At 72.8% G+C, this 16,503-nt stretch carries 15 protein-coding genes; 6 read left to right on the top strand and 9 right to left on the bottom strand.

The genetic code is table 11. The features are described 5' to 3' along the window. Nucleotides 1-26 precede the first annotated feature (26 nt). Entirely contained in the window at nucleotides 27-683 is a 657-nt protein-coding gene (locus tag D7147_RS30885) for a response regulator transcription factor (protein ID WP_120684081.1), read from the bottom strand. Between the two features lie 57 nt (nucleotides 684-740). Next, on the bottom strand, nucleotides 741-1,322 hold the full coding sequence (locus D7147_RS30880; protein WP_120684079.1) for a dihydrofolate reductase family protein: 582 nt from the start codon (nucleotides 1,320-1,322) through the stop codon (nucleotides 741-743). 102 nt (nucleotides 1,323-1,424) lie between these two features. Between D7147_RS30880 and D7147_RS30875 the strand changes: the two genes are divergently transcribed. The 4 genes from D7147_RS30875 to D7147_RS30860 all read left to right on the top strand — a co-directional run bounded on the left by D7147_RS30875 (nucleotide 1,425) and on the right by D7147_RS30860 (nucleotide 7,493). Next, entirely contained in the window at nucleotides 1,425-2,450 is a 1,026-nt protein-coding gene (locus D7147_RS30875; RefSeq protein ID WP_199734305.1) for an ArsR/SmtB family transcription factor, read from the top strand. Between the two features lie 195 nt (nucleotides 2,451-2,645). After that, nucleotides 2,646-3,755, top strand: coding sequence for a LolA family protein (locus D7147_RS30870; protein WP_120684077.1), 1,110 nt, complete (start codon nucleotides 2,646-2,648; stop codon nucleotides 3,753-3,755). Nucleotides 3,756-3,976: 221 nt separating this feature from the next. Further along, the gene (locus tag D7147_RS30865) at nucleotides 3,977-6,307 is read left to right on the top strand and encodes a HelD family protein (RefSeq protein ID WP_120684075.1); all 2,331 of its coding nucleotides are present in this window, start codon (nucleotides 3,977-3,979) and stop codon (nucleotides 6,305-6,307) included. 91 nt (nucleotides 6,308-6,398) lie between these two features. Beyond that, complete coding sequence (locus D7147_RS30860) at nucleotides 6,399-7,493, top strand: D-alanine--D-alanine ligase family protein (RefSeq protein ID WP_120684073.1); 1,095 nt, start codon at nucleotides 6,399-6,401, stop codon at nucleotides 7,491-7,493. Between the two features lie 6 nt (nucleotides 7,494-7,499). On the opposite strand, the gene D7147_RS30855 is transcribed toward D7147_RS30860, so the two are convergent. The 5 genes from D7147_RS30855 to D7147_RS30835 are packed head-to-tail and all read right to left on the bottom strand — an operon-like array spanning nucleotide 7,500 to nucleotide 11,673. Further along, on the bottom strand, nucleotides 7,500-8,000 hold the full coding sequence (locus D7147_RS30855; protein ID WP_199716490.1) for a hypothetical protein: 501 nt from the start codon (nucleotides 7,998-8,000) through the stop codon (nucleotides 7,500-7,502). Further along, entirely contained in the window at nucleotides 7,997-9,475 is a 1,479-nt protein-coding gene (locus tag D7147_RS30850; RefSeq protein ID WP_120684071.1) for a sensor histidine kinase, read from the bottom strand. The genes D7147_RS30855 and D7147_RS30850 overlap by 4 nt, the downstream gene beginning before the upstream one ends. Nucleotides 9,476-9,512: 37 nt before the next feature. Beyond that, nucleotides 9,513-10,205, bottom strand: coding sequence for a response regulator transcription factor (locus D7147_RS30845; RefSeq protein WP_120684069.1), 693 nt, complete (start codon nucleotides 10,203-10,205; stop codon nucleotides 9,513-9,515). An 8-nt stretch (nucleotides 10,206-10,213) separates the two neighbouring features. After that, entirely contained in the window at nucleotides 10,214-11,197 is a 984-nt protein-coding gene (locus tag D7147_RS30840; protein WP_147437471.1) for a phosphatase PAP2 family protein, read from the bottom strand. Nucleotides 11,198-11,253: 56 nt separating this feature from the next. After that, on the bottom strand, nucleotides 11,254-11,673 hold the full coding sequence (locus D7147_RS30835) for a hypothetical protein (protein WP_120684065.1): 420 nt from the start codon (nucleotides 11,671-11,673) through the stop codon (nucleotides 11,254-11,256). A gap of 277 nt (nucleotides 11,674-11,950) precedes the next feature. Here D7147_RS30835 and D7147_RS30830 point away from each other — a divergent pair, with 277 nt between their 5' ends. Further along, entirely contained in the window at nucleotides 11,951-13,993 is a 2,043-nt protein-coding gene (locus tag D7147_RS30830) for a glycerophosphodiester phosphodiesterase family protein (protein WP_120684063.1), read from the top strand. A gap of 190 nt (nucleotides 13,994-14,183) precedes the next feature. Then, nucleotides 14,184-14,564, top strand: a complete 381-nt coding sequence (locus D7147_RS30820) for a hypothetical protein (RefSeq protein WP_120684061.1) — start codon at nucleotides 14,184-14,186, stop codon at nucleotides 14,562-14,564. Between the two features lie 77 nt (nucleotides 14,565-14,641). Here the strand turns inward: D7147_RS30820 and D7147_RS30815 are convergent, their stop codons facing one another. Both D7147_RS30815 and D7147_RS30810 read right to left on the bottom strand, forming a co-directional pair. Continuing rightward, nucleotides 14,642-15,607: a sporulation protein gene (locus tag D7147_RS30815; RefSeq protein WP_120684059.1), complete on the bottom strand. Its 966-nt coding sequence runs from the start codon at nucleotides 15,605-15,607 to the stop codon at nucleotides 14,642-14,644. A gap of 107 nt (nucleotides 15,608-15,714) precedes the next feature. Beyond that, nucleotides 15,715-16,491 carry a DeoR/GlpR family DNA-binding transcription regulator gene (locus D7147_RS30810; RefSeq protein WP_120684057.1) on the bottom strand — a complete coding sequence of 259 codons (777 nt, stop codon included), beginning with the start codon at nucleotides 16,489-16,491 and terminating at the stop codon, nucleotides 15,715-15,717. Between the last annotated feature and the right edge of the window lie 12 nt (nucleotides 16,492-16,503).

The following is a 16,503-nucleotide window of genomic DNA, read 5'->3' as shown; positions in this document are numbered from 1 at the left end:
GGACGGCCACGGACGCGGCAGCGCACTCACGTGGCGAGCCGGTAGCCGGCGCCGCGGACGGTCTCCAGCCGCTCCCGACCGATCTTGCGGCGTAGGTAGCCGACGTAGACCTCGACGGCGTTGGGTGCGGTCTCCACGCTGGCGTCCCAGACGTGGTCCAGCAACTCCGTCTTGGAGACCACCTCACCGGGGCGGCGCATCAGGTAGTCGAGCAGCGCGAACTCACGGGCGGTCAGCGCCACCTCCGCGCCGGAGCGGGTCACCCGCCGCCGCGCCGGGTCGAGCCGCAGATCGCCCACCGCCAGGACGGTCGGGCGTTCGGGCGCGCCCCGGCGCAGCAGCGCGCGCAGCCGGGCCAGCAGCACCACGTACGAGAAGGGCTTGGTGAGGTAGTCGTCGGCTCCGCAGTCGAGTCCGTCGGCCTGGTCGTACTCGCCGTCCTTGGCCGAGAGCATCAGCACCGGAAGCCAGTGCTCCTCGGCGCGCAGCCGACGAACCACCTCGTAACCGGAGAAGCCCGGCAGCATCACGTCGAGGATCATGGCGTCGTAGCCGCCGCCCCGCGCCGCGTCCAGCCCGGCCGGGCCGGTCGACGTCACGTCGACCGCGAAGCCCTCCGCCTGCAGACCCCGCTGCAGCGAGGCGGCGAGCCGCGCCTCGTCCTCCACCACCAGCAGCCGCACGGGTCAAGGGTGCCACTCGGCCGCGACCGGCCGGCCGCGGCCGCAGCCGCGGCCGCCTCAGCGGACGACGTCGTAGACGAACTTCGTGATGCCGTTGGAGTACGTCTCCGACTCGAGCAGCTTGAGCATCTGCTTGGGCTTGTCGGTGCCGCTGAACATCCGCTTGCCGGCCCCGAGCAGCAGCGGGTAGACCAGCAGGTGGTAGCGGTCGATCAGCCCGGCGTCGGAGAGGTTGCGGGCGAGGGTGGCGCTGCCGTGGATGATGATCGGGCCGCCGTCGGTCTCCTTGAGCTTCGCGACGTCGTCGAGCGAACGCAGGATCGTGATGTCACCCCAGTTGTCGACGAGGGCGTCCTCGCCGAGGGTCGTCGAGACGACGTACTTCGGCAGGTCCTTGAGGGCGGCGAAGTCCTCCATGTCCGGCCAGACCGGCGAGAAGATTTCGTAGCTGGCCCGGCCGAACATCAGCGCGGTCGCCTCCTCGGTCTCCCGGCCCTTGATCTCGTACGCCTCGGGGAGGAACTCGATGTCCTTGAAGGTCCAGCCGCCGCTGCGGTGGTTCTCCGATTCGCTGCCGCCGCCGGGAGAGTCGACGACGCCGTCGAGCGAGACGAAGGCGGTGTAGATCAGCGTGCGCATCCTCGATGTCCTATCCGTTGTCCGATTGGCTGTGCTCAGTCTGTAGTGGTGCGTCGCGCCCGGCCACGATTAGGCTCAGCCCTAATCAGGGGAGGCACCTGCGTGATCCAGCTGCACTTCACGGCCGCCGACCTGACCCGCGTACGCTTCGCCGCGTCACCGCTCACGGAGACCGTCGCCAGCCTACGTGCGCTGGCGGCCGGTAGTCGGGGACGACACCTGCACGGGCCCTGGATCGACCGCTTCGCCGACCGGGCGGGCCGGCTGCGCGAACGCGACCTCGACCTGCTGCGCGCGCTGGTACGCCCGCAGGGCTACATTCCCGACTTCCTGCTGCTGGCGCCCGGCCGCCGGTCGTCGACCTTCGCGGACGCGCTCGCACAGCTCGCCGACGCCGATCCGGCGGTCGTGGCGCAGGAGTTGGCGCACCTGGCCACCCACCGGGTCGCTCAGCAGGGCGCCGGCCACGAGGCGCGGCAAGCCCTGCTCCAGGCGCTGGTGCGTCGGCCCGACGCGGGCCTCGGCCCCGTCACCGAGGCGATCGAGGCGTACCACCGGGTCGCGATCGCCCCGGACTGGCCGCGCATCGACGCGCTGCTCAACGACGACATCGCCTACCGGCTCGACGCCCTCGCCGACGGTGGCGTCGACCGGATGATGAGCAACCTGCACCCGTCGGTGACGTTCGCCGACCAGACGCTGCGGATCGCCAAGTACTACGACGGGCACGCGGACTGCGACGGGCGCGGCCTGATCCTCGTACCGTGCGCCTTCGCCTGGCCGGACGTCCTGGTGCGCACCGCGCAGCCCGAGTCGCCCAGCGTCTCCTACTCCCCGCGCGGCCTCGGCCGCCTCTGGGAGAAGCGCGCCGAGCAGGCCGGCTCGGCGCTCGCCGGCGTCCTCGGGCAGACCCGCGCCGCCCTGCTGGCCCAGCTCGACCTGCCGATGTCGACCAGCCAGGCCGCCACCCAGATGGCGCTCTCCGCCCCGACGCTCAGCGTGCACCTGCAGGCGCTGCGCGACGCCGGGCTGCTCACCTCCCGCCGGACCGGGCGGCAGGTCCTCTACTCACGGACCGACCTCGGCGACCGGTTGCTCAGCGGGGCCGGTCGACCGACCGGTCCCTGAGCATCCACCGCCGAGCCGCGCCGACGGGCGCCCGAACAGGCTGAGCCGAAGCGACGGGAGCAGCGGACCCGACGGCTTTCGCCGCAGCCGCCGCGCGTGACGCGCAGCACACCCGGAGCGGCGCGGAGGCGCGGATCCGCCGCTCTCAGCGCCGTCACAGCGGGCACCAGGCAGGATGTACCCAGGAGGTGTCACATGTCCGTCGTGAAGAGCCGCCCAGTTCTGCGCTGGCTGGTCCCGGTGGCCGCCGCGATCACCGTGATCGGTGGTGGCGCCGCGGTCGGCACGTTCGCCGCCGAGGCCGAGCCGAGCCTGCCGCCCCGCACTGCCGCGCAACTGCTGGTGGACCTGCAGACCGCCCAGCTGGAAGGGCTCTCCGGCACGGTCGTGCAGCGGGCCGACCTGGGCCTGCCGCCGGTCGCGGGCCTCGCCGCCGGCAGCAACGAGCTGGCCGCGCTGGCCAGTGGCACGCACACCCTGCGGGTCTGGCACTCGGGCCCGGACCGGCAGCGGATCGCGCTGCTGGACACGCTCGGCGAGCGGGACCTGATCCGCAACGGCCGGGATCTGTGGAGCTGGGACAGCCGCAGCAACACGGCGACGCACCGCACCCTGGGTGGCGACGCCGCCGGCAAGCCGAGCGGCGACGGCGCGCCGGAGCTGCCGGTCACCCCCGCGCAAGCCGCCGACCAGGCCCTGGCGGCCATGGAGCCGAGCACGGCGGTCAGCGTCGGGCGGGCCGCCACGGTCGCCGGCCGGGACGCGTACGAGCTGGTGCTGGAGCCGCGTGACGAGGCTTCGCTCGTCCACCAGGTGCGCATCGCCATCGACTCGCAGGAACACGTACCGCTGCGGTTCGAGCTCTTCGCCACCGGCAGCGACCAGCCGGCCTTCGAGGTCGCCTTCACCCAGGTCGACTTCCGCCGTCCGGACGCCGACCAGTTCCGCTTCAACCCGCCGCCGGGCGTGACGGTGCGCGAGGAGAAGGCCGACCGGGCGGACCGGGCGGACCTGCCGGCCCGCCGGCCGGCGACGGCGGAGCACCCGCAGGTGCGCACCGTCGGGACGGGCTGGACCACGGTGCTCGTGGCGCGCATCGACGCGGCCGGCGCGAAGGCCGGGGCCGAGAAGCCGGGCGGCGCCGAGCTCGCCGGTGTGCTGGGCTCGCTCCCCGCGGTCAGCGGCGAGTGGGGCAGCGGACGGCTCTTCACCTCGAAGTTGTTCACCGTGCTGCTCACCGACGACGGCCGGGTGCTGGCCGGCGCGGTGACGCCGGAGCGGCTCTACGAGGCGGCCCGCGGCTGAGCTGAGCCACGCCCGCCCCGTGGGGCGACAATCGAGATAGTTCGGCGCCGCCGGCACAACGCCGGCGGCGCCGTCGTGTGAAGCTGGGCCGGTGGCGGTGGCCGCCGGCTCGTTCAGTTGGCGAGCCGGCCGCGGCACGCTATCTTTCAGAATTCAGGCACAAAAAAAGAACGGCTGAAAAATGCCGTTCCTGCAGTCATTCTAATTCTTAGGGAGACGGCTTGTCAAGGCACTCCGGCGGTACCGGTGAATTGCCGCTCGACGACGAGATCGGCCGGGAGCAGGAGTACGTCTCCGCTCTCTACCAGCGCCTCGACGAGCTTCGTGAGCAGGCCGCCAACCGGCTCACCGACGAGCTGCGGACAACCGGCGGCACCCTCCAGGCCCGCTCCCAGCGCGACAGTTCGGTGCGCATGTACGCCGAACAGGTCGAGCAGCTCTCCGCCGTCGAGAACGGGCTCTGTTTCGGCCGGCTGGACGGCGAGGACGGTTCCCGCCGCTACGTCGGCCGGATCGGCATCTTCGACACCAGCGGCGACTACGACCCGTTGCTGATGGACTGGCGCGCCCCGGCGGCCCGCCCGTTCTACCTCGCCACCGCCGCCAACCCGCAGGGCGTGCTGCGCCGACGGCACCTGCGTACCCGGCAGCGGAAGGTGACCGGCCTCAACGACGAGGTACTGGACATCGACAGCGCCTCCCCCGACGCGCACGAGGAGCTGACCGGCGAGGCGTCGCTGCTGGCGGCCCTGAACGCCGGGCGCAGCGGTCGGATGCGGGACATCGTCGAGACCATCCAGGTCGAGCAGGACAAGATCATCCGTGCCGACCTGCCCGGCGTGCTCGTCGTCCAGGGTGGGCCGGGCACCGGCAAGACGGCTGTCGCGCTGCACCGGGCCGCGTACCTGCTCTACACGCACCGCCGCGAACTCTCCACCCGGGGCGTGCTGCTGGTCGGCCCGAACGCCACGTTCCTGCGGTACATCTCCCACGTGCTCCCGGCGCTGGCCGAGACCGGTGTGCTGCTGCGTACCCAGGCAGATCTCTTCCCCGGCGTGCAGGCCCGCCGGGCCGAGCCCGCCGCGGCCGCCGCCCTCAAGGGCCGCGCGGCGATGGTCGAGGTGCTGGCCGCCGCGGTGCGGGACCGGCAGCGGGTACCCGACGAGCCGATGGAGATCGAGGTGGAGCGGGAGACGCTGACCCTGCACCCGGAGACCGTACGGGCGGCGCGGGAACGCGCCCGCCGCTCCGGCCGTCCGCACAACCTGGCCCGGGGGCTCTTCGACCTCGAGATCGTGCACGCCCTCGCCGAGCAGGTGGCCGAGCGCATCGGCGCGGACCCGCTGGGCGGCGAGAACCTGCTCGACGAGGCGGACCGCGCCGAGATCCGCCGCGAGCTGCGGGAGGAGTCGGGCATCCAGGCCGCGCTGGACGAGCTGTGGCCGGTGCTCAGCCCGGAGCGTCTCCTCGCCGACCTGTACTCCGACCCGGACCGGATCGCCACCGCCGCCCCGATGCTGACCGCGGACGAGCGGACCCTGCTGCACCGGGAGCCGGGCGGCTGGACTCCGGCCGACGTGCCGCTGCTCGACGAGGCCGCCGAGCTGCTCGGCGAGGACGAGCGCGAGGCGGCAGCGCTGCGCGAACGCATCCGCTCGTTCCAGCGGGAGTACGCCGAGGGCGTGCTGGAGATCGCCCGGGGCTCCCGCTCGATCGATGTGGAGGACGAGGCGGACGGCGGCGAGATCCTCGGCGTGACCGACCTCATCGACGCCGAGCGGCTGCTGGAGCGGCAGGAGGAGGAGGACCGGCTGACCACCGCGCAGCGTGCGGCGGCCGACCGGAAGTGGGCCTTCGGACACGTCATCGTGGACGAGGCGCAGGAGCTCTCCCCGATGGCCTGGCGCCTGCTGATGCGCCGCTGCCCGAGCCGGTCGATGACGATCGTCGGCGACGTGGCGCAGACCGGCGCGCTCGCCGGCACCCGATCCTGGGGGGAGGCGCTGGAGCCGTACGTGGCCGGCCGGTGGCGGCTGACCGAGCTGACCGTCAGCTACCGCACCCCCGCCGAGATCATGGCCGTCGCCGCCGACCTGCTGACCGAGATCGACCCGACGCTCCGGCCACCTCGCTCCGTACGGGAGAGCGGCGTACCCCCGTGGGACCGGAGGGTGGACGCGGACCGGCTGGCCATGGAGCTGGTCGACGCCGCGGCCCGGGAGTCCGCCGCGCTGGACGAGGGTCGCCTCGGCGTGATCGTGCCGGCCGGCCTCGTCGACGGCCTGGGAGCGGCGCTCACCACGGCGCTGCCCGAGGCGGCCCTGGGCGAGCATCCGGAGCTGGAGAGCCGCGTCGTGGTGCTCACCGTGGCGCAGGCCAAGGGGCTCGAGTTCGACTCGGTGCTGGTGGTCGACCCCGACCGGATCGTGGCGGAGTCGCCGCGCGGGCGCAGCGACCTCTACGTCGCCCTCACCCGCGCCACCCAACGCCTCGGCGTCCTGCGCCCCGCAGCGGATGTCGGAGGTGAGGGTGAGGGCGCGGTAGCGGCGTAGGACGGCTGTTACCCGGTCGTGACAGTCTGCGGACCGGGCCCGGACATGGCGCTGGCAGCTTCGCCCTCGTGAAGAGAGACGGAGCGAGGGCATGAGCATCCGGCTGGCGGTGCTGTACGGCGGACGCAGCAGCGAGCACGAGGTCTCCCGCCGCTCGGCGGCGAGCATCCTCGCCCACCTCGACCGGGAGGCGTACCAGGTCACCGAGGTCCTCATCGGCCGGGACGGCCAGTGGCAGGTCGATCGCGAACCCGTCACGCTGCCGGCCGCCCTGGCCGTGCTCGCCGCCCAGGACGTGGTCTTCCCGGCGCTGCACGGCCCTTACGGCGAGGACGGCAGCGTCCAGTCGATGTTGGAGTGGCTGGGCGTCCGGTACGTCGGCAACGGGGTCTTCGCGGGCGCGGCCGGCATGGACAAGGCGGTGACCAAGAAGCTGCTCAGCGCCGCGGGGTTGCGGGTGGCGGCCGGGGTCACGCTGGGCCCCGGCGAGTTCCTCTCCCGGGCCGACCAGCGCCGGCTGGGCCTGCCGGTCTTCGTCAAGCCCGCCCGGGCCGGGTCCAGCATCGGGGTCTCCCGCGTCGACGAGTGGTGGCAGCTGCCGACCGCGCTCCTGCTGGCCCGCGGCGCCGACCCGAAGGTCCTCGTCGAACGGGCGGTACCCGGACGCGAGGTCGACGTCGCCGTCCTCGAGCATCCGGACGGGCGGATCGAGGCCGGCCCGCCCCTGGAGATCACCGTGCCGCCGACGTCCGCGTTCTTCGACTACTCGGCCAAGTACGACGGCGGGGCGGTCTTCCAGATCCCCGCCGAGCTGGACCCGGCCACCACCCGGCTGGTGCAGGATCGCGCGATCCGGGCGTTCCACGCGCTCGGTTGCCGTGGGCTGCTCCGGGTGGACCTCTTCCTCCCCGACCCCGGACCGGCCCAGGGCTCCGCGACCGGCGACGGCGCGGACGGGGGCGACCAGAACGGCAACGGCCCGAACGGCAACGGCGGCGGCGCGGGCGGGGACGGGGACGGCTGGGTCGGCGATCCGGCGGAGCCGGTGGTCAACGAGGTCAACACCTTCCCCGGCTTCACCAGCGCCTCGCAGTTCCCGCGGATCTGGGCACAGGCCGGCATCGCCTTCCCGGACCTGCTCGACATCCTGATCGCCGGTGCCCGCGGCACCGTCCCCGCGTCGTGAGCCCGGTCAGCGGTCGAGCGCGACGACAGCGGGGTGAGCGCAGGTCAGCGGCCCGCGGCTGCCGTCCAGGCCGGCGAGCGTGACCGTCGCCGGTGCGCCGTCCGGGGCGGCGTACCGCGCCGTGCAGACGATCTGGTCGACCGCCGTCTCCGGCAGCGCCCCGATGGCGCTCTTGAGCCACACCGTCGTACCCGACGGCGCGATGGTCGTCGTCGTCCGGATTCCGACCTCGACCGGGATCTCGCTCCGGTAGCCCTGCGACCGCTCGGCGGGAACCGGTCCGGCGAGCAGCAGGGCGAGGGCGGCGTCGACCGAGCCGGGTGGCGTCTCCGGGCGCAGCACCAGCGTGAGCCCCTGCTTCGTCACGAAGAAGAGGCCCGTCCCCCGGGCCGGGCCCATCGGAGCCGGGCCGCCGGTGATGACGTCGCTCGGGCGTACGCCGCAGCCCGCGACGAGCGCCAGCAGCGAGAGGGCGACCAGCAGCGCGCGCCGCCGGACGCCCGTCACGGCCGTCCCCCGGTCACCCCGGCGCGGGCGGCGTCGGGCCACTGCGGGTCCAGCGGGTTCCGTGGCAGTCGGAGCGTGAACACCGCGCCCCCGGCCGGATCGTTGCCGGCCGCCAGGCTGCCGCGAGCGGCGCCGGCCCGGTGCAGGCGGGCGTTCTCCCAGGCGATGGCGAGGCCGAGCCCGCTGCCCTCGGACCGGCTCCGCGCACTGTCCGCCTTGTAGAACCGGTCGAAGACGTGCGGCAGCACCTGCGGGTCGAGGCCCGGGCCGCGGTCGCCGACGGTCAGGACGATCCAGTCCGGGTCGGCGCGCAACCACACCGACACCGGCGGGGCGCCGTGTCGCAGCGCGTTGCCGACCAGGTTGGCCACGATCACGTCCAGCCGGCGCGGATCGAGTCGGGCCAGCGTGCCCGGCGGCAGGTCGGTGCTCACCTGATCGGTCCAGCCCCGGGCACGCAGCGTGGCCCGTACCGCCTCGGCCACGTCGACCTCGTCCAGGGCGAGCGCCGCCGTGCCGGAGTCGAACCGGGTGACCTCGATGAGGTCGTTCACCAGCCGGGTCAAATTGTGCGTCTCCTGACTGACCAGTCGGGCGGCCCGTCCGGCGTCCCCGGGCAGTCGGGGCGCCTCCTCGTCGAGCACGTCGGTCACCGCGGTCATCGCCGTGAGGGGCGTACGCAGCTCGTGCGAGACGTCGGCGACGAAGCGCCGGGCGTCCGCCTCCAACCGGCGCAGCTCGTCGACCTGCCGTTGCAGCCGCTCGGCGGTGTGGTTGAAGGTACGCGCGACGCCGGCCAGCTCGTCCGTGCCGCGCACGGCGAGCCGGGTGCTGAGGTCGCCGTCACCGAGGCGGCGGGCGGCCCGGCCGAGTTCCCGGACCGGCCGTAGCACGCCCTGGGCGGCGATCAGCGCGAGCAGGACGGCGAGCACCAGCGACAGCCCACCGGTGAGCCAGGCCAGGCTGGCGAGCCGGTCGACGCTGGCCTGTTCGGCGTCCAGGCTGTGCAGGCGGTAGACCTCCAGGCCGGAGGGGTACCGATCGCCCTCGTCGCTGGTCCGCATGAGCTGCGTGCCGATCAAGAGGTAGGGGTGCCCGTCCGTCGCGCGTCGCTGCCAGACGACCTGGCCGCTGCTCACCGCCGCCCGCAGCTGCGGCGTGAGCGCGGCGGAGAGCTGCTCGTCGCCGGCGTTGCTGCCGTGGTATGTGACAAGCGCGCTCTCGTCGCCGTCGGAGAGGTCCGCGGCGATCTTTCTGAGGTCGCCCTGGGTCGGTGGCAGGCTCCGGAGCGGCGTGACCTGGGCGACCTGCTCCTTCAGCCTGATCACGGCCGAGTCCTGGGCCTGCTGGAGGATGACCTTGCGGGCCTGGACGTAGCTGACGCCCGCGACCACCGCCGTGGTGGTCAGGCCGAGCGAGGCGAAGGCGAGCAGCAGCCGCAGCCGCAGACCCGTCGGTCGCCACAGCCCCTTCACCGGGCCTCCCCTGCGACGGCTCCCGCACCCGGCCGGATCACAGCGGACCGAACCGGTAGCCGAAGCCGCGCACGGTCTGCACGTACACCGGCGCCGCGGAGTCGTCCTCGAGCTTGGCGCGCAGCCGCTGCACGCAGGCGTCGACGAGCCGCGAGTCACCGAGGTAGGCGTGTTCCCAGACTGCTTCGAGCAGCTGCTGTCGGCTCAGTACGCGCCCGGGCGTGCCGGAGAGTTCGAGCAGGAGGCGGAGTTCGGTCGGGGCGAGGCCGACGGGTGCCCCGTTCTTGGTGACGACCAGCGCCGCCCGGTCGATCGTCAACCCGCCGTGCCGCTCGACCGCCGGTTCCGTGCCGGACGGCCCGGGTTCACCACCGGTCCGGCGCAGCACCGCCCGGATCCGCGCTTCGAGCACCCGGGGCTGGACGGGCTTGACCACGTAGTCGTCGGCACCGGCCTCGAGCCCCGCCACCACGTCCATGTCGTCGCTGCGGGCGGTGAGCATGATGATCGGCAGGTCACCGGTGGACCGGATCCGCCGACAGACCTCGAACCCGTCCATTCCGGGCAGCATGAGGTCGAGTACGACGACGTCGGCGGTGGTCGTACGCAGGCGGGCCAGGCCCTGCTCGCCGGTCGCCACGGCGTCCACCGTGTGGCCCTGGCGGGAGAGCGCCAACTGGAGGCCGTCGCGTACGGTCTGGTGGTCCTCGATCAGCAACACCCGGGACATGGCCTCAACTATGGCATTCCCGCCGAAGTTGCTCTGTTGATCATTCTCGCTGGCTCCGATCGTCGATCCGGTCCGTAGCCGTCCGCCTCAGGTGCGGTCGCGCCGGATCCGCCGAATTCCACCGGATCCACCACAACCAGGACGGTGACGACGACCAGGAGGACGAGCCCGCCGGCACCCGCGATCGCGACGAAGAGCCCGCCGGCGTCCCGGAAGAGCCGGGGCAGCGCCGCCAGCAGGCCGACCAGCCCGAGTGCGACATCGACCGGGCCGACCACACCGCTACCGGCCCGGATCCGGGGCCGGGCCAGCGCGGCGGCGACCGGACAGAAGAGCGCCGCCGCCAGCAGGACGGCGCCGACGACGTCGCTGAACCGGTGCCAGCCCGCCACCATCGTCGCCGCGGCGACGATGGAGACGCCCACCGCCCCCGGCAGCGCGACCCACCAGCGGGCCCTGGCGGGGAGGACGAGCAGCACGGCGAGCAGCAGCGCCATCGCCGCGGCGACGTGCCCGCTGGGGAAGCTGTTGTGCGTCGTCGAGGTCGCCACCGCGAGGTCCGGCCGGACGATCACCTGCTTGGCCAGCCCGGCCCCGAGCACCGCGACGCCGAACACCGCCGTACCGGCCAGCCCCGCCCGGATCCGACCGGTGAACGCACTCACCAGCAGCACCCCGCCGAGCAGGAGACCCAGCACCAGGGGGTCACCGAACCAGGCCAGCACGTCCTTCGCCGGATCGACCAGCCCGGTCGGCTGCTCGTAGCCGCCGCCCCGCTCCGCCCGGGGCAGCAACCCGCCGTCGAGCCACTGCCCCGGCGCGGTCCACACGAAGGCCACGGCGGTCAGTGCGAAGACGAGCAGGAACCCGAGCCCGGCCCGGAAAAACCGGGCGGCCGGCGCCCGTCCGGCGGGTACGGACCCCCGGACGGGCACCGGCCGCACCGGAGGATGCAGCGGCGTCGCGGAGACGGACGGTGATGGCGGTCGCATCCGACCAGCGTCGCCGCGCCGGGTCCGGAGACCGTCCGCGTCATGTCATGGTTCTGTCACAACCCGCCCCGGTCCCTTACGGACTTGGCGGGGCCGCTCGCGACGGTGGACTGGTCGCTGGTGGAGCCGCCCTCCGGGGTGCTCATGCCGCCCGTGGTCGCGTCGCCCGTCGTGGTCGGCGCCACCTTGCCGCGGTGCCGCTCCGGCTGCCGGGCCACCCGCCGCGCACTGGCCGGGCCGGCGGTGCCGCCCGTCGTGGTGACCGCGCCCTGCCCGGCGACCGGGCCGCCGTCGTGGAGCATCCTCGGATCGGAGTGCGCGTGCGCCGGGTCGTCCGGGTCGACCTCCTGGATCTCCCGCTGCACGTCGGTGCGGGGCACCGTCACCTCGTCGACGGCGCCCTTGCCGTAGATCCCGCCGGCGATGCGCTCCTCGGCCCGCCGGGCGGCCTCCTGCCGCATGTCGTCCTCACGCACGTCAACCACCTCGCAGAAACGTCGGTCTCCCTGCGTGCCCCTCGCCGGCCACGTCAAACGCCACGGGCGGACCGGGCAGCAGCCGCGCCGGACACCCGCCCCGGTCGGCGTCGACCGGGGAGACGTCACGCGGAACCACCCAGCCATCGACGACGTGGACATACACCGTCCCTACCGGTTAACCCGTGCGTTTCCCGCCGTCCGCCTTCGCGCCGCCACCGCTGCCCATGCTGACCGGCGACCGGCGGGAGGGACCCGCTGGAGGAGGAGTGACAGCGTGCGCACAGTACGCCGTATCGCGATCGCGGCCCTTGCGGTGGCGACCGTGACGACCGGGCTCGCGGCGCCCGCCGCAGCGAAGCCGCGTCCGGACCGGACGTTCGACCTGCAGGCTCACCGGGGCGGCCTCGGGCTGCGGGTGGAGAACACGCTCGCCTCGTTCGGCAACGCCCTCCAGCTCGGGGTCAGCACCCTCGAACTGGACGTGCAGATCACCGAGGACGGGCAGGCCGTGGTGACCCACGACCGGAAGATCAGCGGCGCGAAGTGCGTCGACACCGCCCCGGTGACGCCCGGCGACCCGGATTTCCCCTACGCCGGCAAGTACGTCAACACGCTCACCCTGGCCCAGGTGCGCACCCTCGACTGCGGCTCGAAGACGCTGGCCGACAAGCCCGGCCAGCTCGCCGTGCCGGGCGCCCGGATGCCGCTGCTACGCGAGGTCTTCGACCTGGTCAAGCGGTACGACGCTGACGACGTGAAGCTCAACGTGGAGACCAAGGTGGAGGCCGGCGCGCCGACCGAGACCGCGCCTCGGGAGCAGTTCGTGCAGGTCACCGCGGCCGAGATCCGCCGCGCCGGCCTGCTCAAGCAGGTGACGATCCAGAGCTTCGACTGGGGCGCGCTGATGCGGATGCGTCAGGTCGAGCCGCGGCTGCCGCTGGTGGCGCTCACCAACTACGACTTCCTCCAGACCGGTCAGCCGGGCGCCTCGCCGTGGCTGGGCGGCCTCGACATCGACACCTTCGGCGGCGACCCGATCAAGGCGATCCGCAGCTTCGGCGCGACGGCGTTCTCGCCCGTGCACGGCTTCCCGCAGAACGGCATGGTCACCGACCCCGACTACAAGCCGTACGTCACGAAGGAGATGGTGGCGCGGGCCCACCGCTACGGCATCAAGGTGATCCCGTGGACGGTGGACGACGTGCCGACCATGGCGAAGCTCATCGACGACGGTGTGGACGGCCTCATCACCGACTACCCGGACCGGCTGCGCGGCCTGCTCGCGCAGCGCGGCTACCGGCTGCCGGAGGCGTACGCCTCGCCGTTCGACATCCAGGCGCACCGGGGCGGCCGGGCCACCCGACCGGAGAACACCCTGCCGGCCTTCGCCAACGCCCTGGCGAACAAGGCGATCTCGACGCTGGAGCTCGACACCGGCGTCACCTCCGACGGCAAGCTCGTCGTGCTGCACGACCGCGCCATCAACGGCTCGCACTGCGTCGACACCGCCCCGACCCGCCCGGGCGACCCGAAGTTCCCGTACGTCGGCAAGCTGGTGCACGAGCTGACCCTCGCGCAGATCAAGACGATCGACTGCGGCACGAAGACCCTGCCCGAGCTGCCGGAGCAGGTGCCCGCCCCGGGTGCCCGCATCCCCACCCTCGACGAGGTCTTCACGCTGGTGAGGCGGAGCGGCCGGGACGACGTCCGGATGAACATCGAGACCAAGATCAGCCCGGTGGTGGACGACACCGAGCCGTACCGCAGCTTCACCCGCAAGCTGGTGACGGCGATCGAGCAGGCCCGGTTCGTCGACCGCGTCACCATCCAGTCCTTCGACTGGCGGACCATCACCTACGCCCGGCAGCTGAACAAGCGCGTCGAGACGGTCGCGCTGGTCTGGCAGTACGGCCCCGCCGAGTGCACCAGCCTCGCCGACGAGTGCTCGCTGCAGGCGGTGTACGGCAACCCGAAGGTCAAGAGCCCGTGGACCGCGGGGCTGGACTGGTGGAAGTACCAGGACCTGGGCGAGCTGACCCGGGCCGTCGGCGCCGGCACGGTGTCGGCCAACTGGCAGGTGCACGACCCGGCCCAGGGCACCGTGGCCTCGGCCGACTGGTACCTGCGCGAGAACCCGGCGTACTTCCACGGACCGGACGTGCGGACCCTGCAGAACCGCGACGGGCTGAAGGTGATCCCGTACACCATCGACGACGCCTCGGTGATGCAGCGCGTCATCGAGCTCGGCGTGGACGGCATCATCACCGACGACCCGCAGCTGCTGGTCGGCGTCGCGGTCCGCAACGGCCTGCGCTGAGTACCCCGCCGGTGGTGCCCACCCGGGCACCACCGGCGCCGGTCCCACGGATTCCGGCCGTCGGCGTTACCTCTCCCCGGGCCTCGGGTAGTCGGTTGGGTCCCCGCCACGAGACCGAAACCGTGCCGTGGCCGAAACGCGGTAGCGGGGCGGGGGAGCGCACGACTCATCGCATCCTGAGGAGGACAAGATGAGCACGCAGGCTGCATCCACGAGGCCGATGAACCGGCCGGCTTCGGACATCCAGAACCGCCAGGCCATGCAGGAGACGCCGACCCGTCCGATGCCGATGGTCAGCGACGGACATCGGGAGCCGATGCCGCAGACCGGCACCGAGACCAAGCAGGCGTTCCTGACCACCGAGTTCTGGATCTACGCCGTGGTGATGGCGGGTGTGGTGATCGCCGCGTTCTGGGGTGGTTCGGACACCAACGGGCTGAACCTCAACAACCCCGTCCAGTCGTGGTGGATCCTCGCCGTTCTGACCGCCGCTTACCTGGTGAGCCGCGGCCTGTCGAAGGCCGGGTCGCCGAAGCGGTCGCTGAGCGAGCGGCGCACCGGTAGGCGCTGACGCCTCCTACGGACGGCGGCCTCCAGGACCTGGTCCCGGAGGCCGCCGTTTCGCGCGTCGCGGTCGAGCGGGCGCGGTTACTCGTCGAAGCCGAAGTCCTCGCCGAGGTCGCCCTCGAACGCGTCCTCGATCATCTCCCCCGCGATCATCCCGCCGGCGACGCCGAGCGCACCGGCGGCGAGCATCCCGCCCATGCCGGGTCCGCGCCCGCGGCCGTGCCCGTGGTGACCGACCGGGCCGGGCCCGAAGCCACCGGCGTGCATGCTGCCGTAGCGCGAGGTCGTCTCACGCAGCCAGCCGTCGACGACCTGCTGCCAGTCGAGCCGGTCGGCGTCGGCGTGCGCGACCTGGTAGCGGCCGTAGCTGTCCTGCCCGGAGCTGAGGAAGCCGCCCCGCTTGTCACACTCCAGCACCACGTCGACGCCGTACTGGTTGGTCACGAAGGTCAGCTCGACCTCGCGGACCGTCTGCGCGTACTGCGGGGAGGCGAAGAACTCGATCTCCTGGTAGAACGGCAGCGTCTGCTGCACGCCGTAGATCTGGCCGCGCTCCAGGTCGGCGTTCTTGAACTGGAAACCGAGGCGCTGGAACGCGTCGAGGATCCGCTCGTGCACCGGCAGCGGGTGCACCGCGACGTGGTCCAGGTCGCTCTTGTCCACCGCGCGGGCGATCGCCAGCTCGGTACGCAGGCCCATCGTCATGCCGCGCAGCCGCTGGCCGTAGACGTCGGTGATCGGCGTCTCCCACGGCACCGGCAGCTGGAACGGGATCGCCAGCTGCTGCTTCGGCGCCAACTCCAGCGGGCCGCTGACCACCATGCGGTGGAACTCGACGGTGCCCGCGTACTCGGTGTCGTGCCCCTCGACCTCGACCCGGGTGACGAGGCTGAGCACCACCTGCTCGATGTTCGCCTGCGTCTCCCCGCCGACCAGGTTGACCTGCCCGTCCAGGCTCAGACCGGGGCGGGTGTTCGGGTTGGTCAGCACCGTGTCGACGCTGGGGCCGCCCACACCGAACGCGCTCATCATCTTCTTGAAGACCATCGGAACTCCCGTGCGACCGTCGAGGGCTCCACCGTGGAGCCGGACGTAGCTCGATCGCACCCTATCCAGAAGCCCTGTGAGGTCCCTGTGAAGCGAGGTCGGCGCGTCTAATCCGCGTCGACCACGACCAGCTCCCCGACCTGCTCGCCGATGGCGGCGCGGGCGTCGGCGGGCAGGCCGGAGTCGGTCACCAGGATGTCCGCCGCCTCCAGCGGGGCGATGGTGGCGATCCCGATCGTCTCCCACTTGGTGTGGTCGGCGAGCACCACCAGCCGGCGGGCCGAGCCGACGAGGCACCGGTTCACCCCCGCCTCGAGGAGGTTCGGCGTGGTGAAGCCGGTCCGCGGGCTCATCCCGTGCACACCGAGGAAGAGCAGGTCGACGTTGAGCGAGGCGATCGCCGACTCGGCCACCGGACCGGTGAGCGCGTCGGACGGCGTACGGATCCCGCCGGTCAGCACCACCGTCTGGTCGGGGCGGGGCTCCTGGTAGAGCGCGTCGGCCACCGGGATCGAGTTGGTCACCACGGTGAGGCCGCGTACCTCGGCGAGCAGCCGGGCCAGCGCGGCGGTGGTCGTACCGGCGGAGAGGGCGACGGCCATGCCCGGCTCGACGAGGGTGGCCGCCCGCCGGGCGATGGCCCGCTTCTCCGCCTGCTGGCGGATCGACTTCGCGGCGAACCCCGGCTCGTCGGCCGAGCCCGGGCCGGCCAGCGTCGCGCCGCCGTGCACCTTGTCCACCAGGCCGCGTTCGGCCAGCACCTCCAGGTCCCGCCGGATGGTCATGTCCGACACGCCGAACCGGCTCACCAGCTGGCTCACCCGCACGCCGCCGGACTGCCGGATCAGATCGAGGATGGCGCTCTGCCGTTGCTGGGCGAGCATGGTCAACCTCCT

This window comes from Micromonospora musae, assembly GCF_003626545.1.
GTDB classification, from domain to species: Bacteria; Actinomycetota; Actinomycetes; order Mycobacteriales; family Micromonosporaceae; genus Micromonospora; species Micromonospora musae.
Note: the sequence above shows the minus strand (reverse complement) of the source record. Positions and strands in the feature narration are given on the sequence as shown.